6 protein-coding genes are annotated in these 5,080 nt (G+C 39.9%); 2 read left to right on the top strand and 4 right to left on the bottom strand.

What is annotated here, in order from left to right:
* Positions 1 to 553 precede the first annotated feature (553 nt).
* Complete coding sequence (locus tag NZ519_11850; GenBank protein ID MCS7029448.1) at positions 554 to 724, bottom strand: hypothetical protein; 171 nt, start codon at positions 722 to 724, stop codon at positions 554 to 556.
* Positions 725 to 796: 72 nt separating this feature from the next.
* On the opposite strand from NZ519_11850, the gene NZ519_11845 reads away from it, so the two are divergent.
* Together NZ519_11845 and NZ519_11840 are read left to right on the top strand one after the other, a co-directional pair.
* On the top strand, positions 797 to 1,201 hold the full coding sequence (locus NZ519_11845) for an OsmC family protein (GenBank protein ID MCS7029447.1): 405 nt from the start codon (positions 797 to 799) through the stop codon (positions 1,199 to 1,201).
* Positions 1,202 to 1,245: 44 nt separating this feature from the next.
* Entirely contained in the window at positions 1,246 to 2,739 is a 1,494-nt protein-coding gene (locus NZ519_11840; protein MCS7029446.1) for an Ig-like domain-containing protein, read from the top strand.
* Between the two features lie 47 nt (positions 2,740 to 2,786).
* Here NZ519_11840 and NZ519_11835 read toward each other — a convergent pair whose 3' ends face one another.
* The 3 genes from NZ519_11835 to NZ519_11825 all read right to left on the bottom strand — a co-directional run.
* Positions 2,787 to 2,924 (bottom strand): hypothetical protein, encoded by a 138-nt coding sequence (locus NZ519_11835; GenBank protein MCS7029445.1) that lies wholly within the window; start codon positions 2,922 to 2,924, stop codon positions 2,787 to 2,789.
* A 267-nt stretch (positions 2,925 to 3,191) separates the two neighbouring features.
* Entirely contained in the window at positions 3,192 to 3,383 is a 192-nt protein-coding gene (locus NZ519_11830; GenBank protein MCS7029444.1) for a hypothetical protein, read from the bottom strand.
* A 113-nt stretch (positions 3,384 to 3,496) separates the two neighbouring features.
* A partial coding sequence (locus NZ519_11825) for a T9SS type A sorting domain-containing protein (protein ID MCS7029443.1) occupies positions 3,497 to 5,080 on the bottom strand: 1,584 nt, incomplete at its 5' end.

The following is a 5,080-nucleotide window of genomic DNA, read 5'->3' as shown; positions in this document are numbered from 1 at the left end:
CAGATAACAAATGACAATGACGATGCAGCAGTTGTAAATGCTATACAAAAATACCGAGATTCCTCGGTATTTACAACTTTTAGACATGAGATATCCGCAGTCGACACGTTGTAAATGCTGTACAAAAATACCGAGATTTCTCGGTATTGATAACAGATAACAAATGACAATGACGACGCAGCAGTTGTAAATGCTATACAAAAATACCGAGATTCCTCGGTATTTACAACTTCTGATTCTATTATTTCTTTATTTATAAGTTGTAAATGCTGTACAAAAATACCGAGATTTCTCGGTATTTACAACAACAGACATTCTTCCCCTTCTAAAGTAACAGTTGTAAATGCTGTACAAAAATACCGAGATTCCTCGGTATTGATAACAGATAACAAATGACAATGACGATGCAGCAGTTGTAAATGCTATACAAAAATACCGAGATTCCTCGGTATTTACAACAGGTACGCACTACTTAACCTTGAATTATCCTATTTTTACCCTGTTTGATATTCATTTTCAGATACTTGCAAAGCTAAGTTCTCAATAAATGAGCTTAGTTGTATAGCCACTTGCGTGAGGCATGCGAAGGGCAAGCCGTCAGGCTTGGTGCGAAGCCCCCCGCACAACCCTCAACCCCTTGACCAGGGGGTGGGCGGGTGGGGCGCAGCACCGTTAGCCCGCAGCACGCCGACCTTGTGGGCATGAGCGCCAGCGAAACGCCCACAAGGACACGCCCAAAAAATCAAACAAACTTAATCAACTCATATTCATCTTAAATTTATGTATTTTTGCAGACATGGTAAAAATAAGCGTGCTATATCAAGGAGAATTACGCTGCTTAGCTACTCACCAACCCTCACAAACCCAACTTCACACCGATGCACCCACAGATAATCAAGGTAAAGGTCAGAGCTTCTCGCCCACAGACTTAGTAGCCACAGCTTTAGCTACCTGCATGATGACTATTATGGGTATTAAAGCCCAAGAAATGAACATAAATCTCACTGGTACTCACATTGAAATAGAAAAAATTATGACAAATAACCCCCGCAAAATTGCTGCACTCCCCGCAAAAATTAAATTTCCTACTCTATCTCTGGATGAAAAATCCAAAAAAATATTAGAAAATGCAGCCCTAACCTGCCCCGTAGCTAAAAGCATCCACCCTGATATCCAATTTACCGTAGAATTTGAATGGTAAAATCTGTACGCCCCTTTGCCCTTTTTTGTTCGGGAATATTAACATTGCTTTTATTACCAAGCTGCGCGCACGTAGTACCCCTAACAGGCGGTGAAATCCCTAAGCGCACTCCAAAAATAACCTATCAAAATCCTGAACATAAAGCTACTAATGTACCTATTACTACCTCCAAAATCACCCTCAAATTTGATTGTTACATCAAGTGTAATAATCCTCAACAAGAGTTTTTTATCTCTCCCCCTATTCTACCCGCTCCTGAAATTGAAATTAAATCTAAATCCGTAGAAATAAAGTTAAAAACTCCCCTACAACCAAATACTTGTTATACCATACAAACTAACGGTACTATTCAAGAGTATTACTCGGCAACGCCGCTCCCTCCTCAAAATATAGTATTTAGCACAGGCAACCAAATAGACACCTTAACGCTCACAGGTAAAATACGAGATGAACTGGGAAAAAAAATTCCTACCATGTACGTGTGTGCATACACTAACATTCCAATTGATAGCATAGGTAAAATAACCCCGCATTATGTTACCCAAAGTAAAGAGGATGGCAGCTTTGTGTTCAAAAATATTCGGCAAGGTTCATATTACTTGCTTGCACTCAAAGATGTAAATAACAACTTCAAAAAGGATTTGCCTAATGAAATAACAGCAATTCTACCGCAGAAAATTCAAGTTAAAGATACCATAAAACCCGTTCTAACCGTATTACATGAGGTTGGTCTGCCCGTAAAAGTACAACAAGTGGATACCCTCAAAAATGTTGTTCGGGTTACTTTATCTAAGGGTATTTTGAGGGATAGTACTCGTTTACAAGGTCAGAAAGCGTATTTGCTCAATGACCATAAAAAAGTGTATTTTACGGGAATACGTATCAACGAACCGCTTATCCTTCGTACCGTAGATAGTATGGGCACACCTAAATTAGATACACTCAAAGTTAATAACACCAAAGGAAAGTGGAAGGAAAAAGCTACTCTGCTTAAAAATTCGATTATGCCTAATGAACCCCTCATTTTTTATGTAGAAATTCCTATACAATGGCACAAGGCAGCTTTCGAGATATATCAGGATAAAAAGCGAGTGGATATTCGTACAGATAGCAATGCGTTTGAATTTAGAGTGTATCCTAAGCAAGGTTTATGGCAAGAGGGTTTAAGCTATCAAATACGGTTTTTATCTGTATCTACAAACATAGATACAACTGTCAAAAATTTCACTGTTTTACCTGAAAAAAACTTTGGAGGCATTACAGGGAAGATACAAGGTAAAAAACAGAATGAAATATATTATTTTGCTTCTGTGGATATACCGAGTATGCGTTATAAGATAGAGGGTGAGTCTTTTAGTTTTACCTATCTCAATCCTGGGAACTATCATTTTATTTGTGTGGAGGATGCTAATCAAGATGGTATATGGAATGGGGGTAGTTTTGAAAAAAAAGAGTTACCTGAAAAAATACGTTATTCTAAGGTATATAATATACGCCCAAATTGGATATATGAGGAGGAAGTAGTCAAAATACCATGAGGCATATATGATTATGTTTTTTTGGGCGTGTCCTTGCCCACGTCTCGCTATGCTCGTGTGGGCAAGGTCGGCGTGCTACAGGCTACGCTATCGCTTCGGTGCTGCGCCCCGCCCGCCCACCCCCTGGGCAAGGGTAGAGGGGTGGGCGAGGGGCTTCGCACCGTGCTGACGCACGCCCTTCGCATGCCTCACGCAAGGGTGCCGCAAGTAGGCTAAGTCCGCCCATTCAAATTTTTAACCCTGTAAGTACTTGAAAATGAACACTAAAAAAGATAAAAAATACGTTTTGACCTTGTAAATTATTGAAAATCAATTGAAAATAAGGTAAAGTTTGGAGAATCAGGATTAAAGTTTCGTAAAAAGTTCATGTATTCAAGGTTTAAGCTTGTATATGCTTGAAAATGAATATAAAACAAGATAAAATAACACCATTTGAAATAAGGTAAAAAATTTTAACCTTGTAAGTAGTTGATAACCAATATTAAACAAGGTAAAGCTAATGCATGTTTAAAAATGAGGTAAAACATGGAGATACGGTTTGCGTGAGGGATACGGAGCATGCCGTTAGGCAGTGCGAAGCGTGAGCGAAGCACCGAGCGTGAGCGTAGTGCGTAGTAGCCCGACCCGAGCGCAGCGAGGGACACGCCCAGAAAAATAAAATTATCTTTAAACTCAACATAACTTTTAGTCCATAAAATGAAAAAGCGCGAGTTGTAAGCATGAAAAACTCGCGCTTTGTATGTTTTTAATTTTGTTATCAGTGTATTACAGAGACTTTTTTAGACACATTGATGAATTGCCCCCTCGTATCTCTACCTGTGATTGTAACTACATAAATACCGTTTGGTAGGTTGCTCACATTGAGTTGGATATTATTATTGCCTGCAAACGCATTGTATGTAGTGGATTGTACTGCTCTACCTTCCAAGTTTAGTATTTGAATAGTTAAGTTTGTGGGGTTTTTCAAGTCCATTGTCATAGTTAAGTTGTCAGAAGTAGGATTTGGATATACGTTGACTTCTGGAGTGAAATATTGTGCGGTGTTCTGAGTTATGCTGTTGATTCTGCTTGTAGTTCTGTACCAGCCACGCCCGTGGGTACCTAAGTATAAGTAATCTGTTTCGCCTGTAAATACGTACTGAGGTACGTTATTTGTACCTATGGTTACATAGGCACTATAATAGAGAGGTTTCATAGACAATACAGGTACGCGGGGCAATCCATTTGGGCGAGTGTTACCATCAAAGTCATTGAGAGATACCCATGTAGCTCCTCCATCTTCAGAAGCAAATACGCCTAGCTCTGTACCTACGAATACTTGATTTGTATTGTAGCGATTTACCTCTACACAATATGCAGGGCATTGTGGGAATCCATTAGTACCGCCAGGAGCGTTGAGTTGTGTTGCACCTGATCCGACAGTGGCTACTGTGGTTCTAGTAGCTGCATCATTTATTTTAACAATGTATGGAGCACTTGTACCACTTTGCCAAGAACCTAATGTTATATATAACTGCTGTGGGTTCTTAGGATTAGCAGCTAATCCCGTAATATACCTGCCTGATGCGTTAAATATTCGTGTAATAGAGTTAGATATTTTCAAAGAGTCCCCTGAATAGAAGTATTTTATCCTATATACATTACCCCCTTTTGTGCCTACATAAAGAACACTGTCCGCGTCCACGGGAATAGAGAAACAGGAAGCTTTTTGTATAGCTTTTGGACCTGTGAGCGGTGTAACTCTTTTCCACCTGGGAGTTTTACCTAAGTTAAAGGTGTTTCCATTAGTAATCCAAAGACCTTTTTTTGTACCTATTATAGTGTATGCAGAGTCTCCATTGTACTGGTGGGGTTCATGGCATATTAAGTCCCATTTAAAATCTACACCATCATCGGGAAGATCGTCAGGACCAGAGGAAGCGCCTGTTTTATCTATGTTGTTATCATAGAAAGGTCCGGCTGATATATTTCCATTAGCGGGGTTAATCGCAAAACGGAGTAGTACCCCATTGTACATAGTGATTAGTCCTGTAAGCGGCTTCTTCTTAGAGCAGTATTGGTCAAATCCATCTCCACCTAATAGCTCTGTGGCTTTATTTAGAGAATTGTTACCGGCATCTGTTCGGAAGTTTGAACCGTTATCTTGCGTTCCTCCCAGTACAGATCCGTCGGGGGCTACGTCCATATCATAGAATTGGAAGGTAACAAAGTTGTTGGGTACGTAAGTAAAGCTGTAGCCTCTATTGTTAGAGCGGAATACTCCCCCGTCGCATCCTGCAAACAGTTGATTGGGATTAGATGGGTTGAATGTTATGATGTGCTGGTCCGCATGAATGTATTC

Source organism: Bacteroidia bacterium, assembly GCA_025056095.1.
Classification (GTDB): Bacteria; Bacteroidota; Bacteroidia; order JANWVE01; family JANWVE01; genus JANWVE01.
This window is presented reverse-complemented; position numbering and strand designations above follow the sequence as displayed.